At 61.4% G+C, this 3,576-nt stretch carries 5 protein-coding genes; 1 reads left to right on the top strand and 4 read right to left on the bottom strand.

Annotated elements, in window-relative coordinates; all coding sequences use genetic code 11:
* The 3 genes from tnpC to tnpA form a co-directional block, all read right to left on the bottom strand.
* The coding region (tnpC, locus tag D0Z70_RS24190; protein WP_420820408.1) for an IS66 family transposase at positions 1-1,449 on the bottom strand (1,449 nt) is incomplete at its 3' end.
* Positions 1,450-1,509: 60 nt separating this feature from the next.
* Entirely contained in the window at positions 1,510-1,857 is a 348-nt protein-coding gene (tnpB, locus tag D0Z70_RS24185) for an IS66 family insertion sequence element accessory protein TnpB (protein ID WP_011950829.1), read from the bottom strand.
* Positions 1,854-2,237, bottom strand: a complete 384-nt coding sequence (gene tnpA, locus D0Z70_RS24180) for an IS66-like element accessory protein TnpA (RefSeq protein WP_119750752.1) — start codon at positions 2,235-2,237, stop codon at positions 1,854-1,856. The genes tnpB and tnpA overlap by 4 nt, the downstream gene beginning before the upstream one ends.
* A 164-nt stretch (positions 2,238-2,401) precedes the next feature.
* Here tnpA and D0Z70_RS24170 point away from each other — a divergent pair, with 164 nt between their 5' ends.
* On the top strand, positions 2,402-3,166 hold the full coding sequence (locus D0Z70_RS24170; RefSeq protein WP_182914104.1) for a LysR substrate-binding domain-containing protein: 765 nt from the start codon (positions 2,402-2,404) through the stop codon (positions 3,164-3,166).
* Here D0Z70_RS24170 and D0Z70_RS24165 read toward each other — a convergent pair.
* Positions 3,163-3,438 (bottom strand): 2OG-Fe(II) oxygenase family protein, encoded by a 276-nt coding sequence (locus D0Z70_RS24165; protein ID WP_275402244.1) that lies wholly within the window; start codon positions 3,436-3,438, stop codon positions 3,163-3,165. The genes D0Z70_RS24170 and D0Z70_RS24165 overlap by 4 nt on opposite strands.
* Positions 3,439-3,576 lie beyond the last annotated feature (138 nt).

The raw sequence follows: 3,576 nt of genomic DNA, 5'->3' as shown, positions 1-3,576 counted from the left end.
CTGGAAAAGGACGAAGTGACCCAGTTCCCGCGTCACAGAGGCCCGTGTCGCATCAAAATGGAAAACCAAAAGTCCCTGTTTCCGGACATTTGAAGAGGAGGTGTAGTATGAATCGGTCGTTGCCACGCATCGCATGGCACGCTCCGCAATGTTGTTATCGATCTCCAGACGCCCATCATCGAGGAAGCGCGTGAGCGCCACCCAGCGCTTGCGACCATAGGCGATCGCTTTCGCCATCTCGGACTTGGGCGAGAGGCGGCGCAGGGCATCGTCAAGTGCTTGCCGCAGCTCATCGATCAATGGCTGGGTGCGGTCCTGCCGGCTTCGTCGTCGGATCTCGGGTTGCTGGCCTCGAACCTCTGCCTCGATTTCGTAGAGCTGGCCGATGCGTTCCAGCAGATCGGTGGTGAGTGACGTCGGCTTGGTGGCGTGGATGTCGAAGATCTTGCGCCGGAAATGGGCCCAGCAAGCAACCTCGGTGACGCGGTTCGTGTCGTAAAGCTTGTCATAACCGGCATAGCCGTCGGCTTGGAGATAGCCCGTGAAGTTGGCCAGCTGCCGCTGGGGATGCGCGCCGATGCGATCGGTGGTGAACTCATACCAGACCAGCGACGGGGTCGTGGCGCCGGAGCCGCGATCATCGACGGCGTAAGCCCAGAGCCTGCCAGTCGCCGTTTTGCCCCGCCCCGGATCAAGCATGGGAACCGGCGTATCGTCGGTATGGATCTTCGAGGCGGTCAGGCCGACCTCGCGAATGCGACTGACGATCGGGTCGAGCAGCACGGATGCTTGCCCAACCCAGCCTGCCAGCGTCGAGCGGTCGATCTCGATCCCCTGCGCCGCCATGATTTCGGCCTGGCGGTAAAGCGGCAGGTGATGGTCGAACTTGGAGACGACGACGTGGGCCAGCGTGCCGAAGGTCGCCTTGCCGCGCGCTATCGCCTTTACCGGCGCGGGCGCCTGCACGATCTTCTCGCAGGAGCGGCAGCTATACTTGGGCCGGATGGTCCGAATGACACGCCATTGCACCGGCACGGCATCGAGCATCTCGTCGCTATCCTGTCCCAGCGGCCGCAATGCCCCACCGCAGCCGGGACAGGTGCAGTTGCCCTGCTCGGGTTCGATCCGCTGCTCTTCACGTGGCAGATGGGCGGGCAGCGCCCGAACAGGCGACGGCCGATCGGTCTGTGCCGGATCAGCTCGACGCGCGGCAGCGACGATGGCCTCGCCTTCGAGTTCTTCGAGCGCCAGTTCAAGCTGTGCGATCTGGGTATCGAGCTTCTCGGACGACTTGCCGAACTGCATCCGCTTGAGGCGCGCGATCTGCACGCGCAGCGTGTCGATCAGGATGTCGCGGGCAGAAATATCGGCGTGGGCGGCCGCCAAAGCAGCTTCGAGCTCGGCGATCCGAGCGTCTTTGTCAGCGGTGGAAAGGCCTGCGTCCGACACCGCGATCCTATAGCGGAACAATGGTCATAATGCCAGGAAAAGCGCCGGAAAATGGGCGTTTTAGCCCGCGAGTGACGGGGTGAAAGTGCGTTCCGGCCGCCGCCAGTCGATGCCTTCCAGAAGCATGGAAAGCTGGGCCGCCGTCATCACCACCGAACCGGTCTTGGTCGATGGCCAAATGAACCGGCCTCGGTCCATCCGCTTGGAGAAAAGGCACATGCCCTGACCGTCATACCAGAGCAGCTTTACCAGATCACCGCGCTTCCCTCGAAAGGCGAACAGCGCACCGGAATGCGGGCTCTGCTCCAGAACTTGCTGCGTCATCACGGCAAGGCCGTCAAAACCCTTGCGCATGTCCGTCGCCCCGCAGGCCAGGAATATCCGCGTGGAGGGCGGCAGCGGGATCATCGCGTCAGGATACCAATCACCCGCGAAAGGGCATCGGCATCTACCGTGGCGTCCACACTCACCCTGATGCCCGACGGCAACTCGATGCCGATCACGCCATCGGTGCGCGCCGCGGTCGTCAGCGCGGGCAAGGCCAGCTGATCGCTGATCTGCACCTCCGCAAAGGCAGGCTTGATCGACTTGCGCACCCCGGCGAGCTCACCGGACATCGCCTGTCGCCGCCATGTGTAGATCGAGCCGCTGCCGACGTCATGGCGTTCACAGGCCGCGCGCACGCAGCCCTCCGGGCCGAATGCATCCTGCAGCACGGCCAGCTTCTGCTCTACCGTCCACCGCCGCCGGCCTGACACCCGGCTAACGATCTCTATCCGACTACTCATACGACCGCTCGTATGAGTAGTCGCTGCGCTGCTCGCTGAATCTTCAATCTCGTCCGACACCGGCCACCCCGCTTAAAGAGCGGCAATCATCCCGGCTAATGGGCGCTGCGCAAGGCGGTCGCCAGACCCCGCTTACGCGAAAGGCACTGGGCGACAAATTGCTGGTGAAGGGGCCCGTCGGCCTCACTCTCACCGAACGTGCCATGGTTCTGCAGGGGCCGATCAGAGAGATTTTGCTCCAACTCTCTGCTCTCGATACCGAGGCAGGGTTTGATCCGGTGACGGATCAGCGGACCTTTCATGTCGGTTGCGGCGATTGCGTGCTCCCTTCGTTCATCGCAAGGATCATTGACCGAGTGACGACGCAGAATAGGCGCATGCAAGTCCGCTTCCTGACGATCAACCCGTCCTTCGATTCAGCCACTGCCCTCGAAACCGGCGCTGTCGATCTTATCATCAACAATCATCCGCGACCACGCGAGGATCTACGCACGAGCACGCTCTACACGGATGAGGTCGTATGCCTCATGCGGCAAGGACATCCTCTGGCCGAAGGACGGCGTCTCCGTCTCGCCCGGTATCTCGATGCGGATCATCTCGCGCCCAACCCTAGTGCTCGCGGGGAAAATGGTCCAATCTCGGGATCGCTGATGCGATCGGGCTATCGACGCAACATCGTGGCCACGATTCCCGAATATAGTCTCGTTCCGTTCGTGCTGTTGGAGAGCGATCTTATATTCACGACCGGTCGGCAATTCGCGACCGAGCTGGTGCGCTACTTCCCTTTGGAAATGGTGCCGGCGCCCACGGAGTTTGAGCCGCTCCGCTTTTATCAACTCTGGCACGAACGCAAGCACAACAGCGCCGCCAATCGATGGCTGCGCGAGCAGATCAGAGTGGTCGCAAATAGCCAGTTCAAGCCGGTCTAAGCGACTTCTTGCTGCTCGCGGTTTGCGCGAAAGCGCTGTGTCTCTGACACACGACGCACGAGATAGTCGCCTGATTTTGTGGGCACGTGCTTGGGCGGATCACCTTCGGACTGAAAGTTGGGAAGGCAGGCGACCGGAGCATCATAATCTAGGTTGAAGAAGGTCGGGAAGGAATAGCGTTCCCTACCGCTACGGTTGACCACACGATGGAGATTGGAGACGAAATGATCGTTGCTCCAGATCTTCATCATGTCGCCGAGGTTCACGACCAGCGTATCCTCCAGATAGGCCCCTGTGCATTATTCGGCCACAGATTCACGGTAGGCGAGCTTGAGGGACGTCGGCGCCAGCTTCTCTGCCAGGGATTGCGCTACGTAAGCCGTCGCGGCCACACAAAAAGGCCGGCACAA

The organism is Sphingobium terrigena (assembly GCF_003591655.1).
GTDB lineage: Bacteria > Pseudomonadota > Alphaproteobacteria > Sphingomonadales > Sphingomonadaceae > Sphingobium > Sphingobium terrigena.
This window is presented reverse-complemented; position numbering and strand designations above follow the sequence as displayed.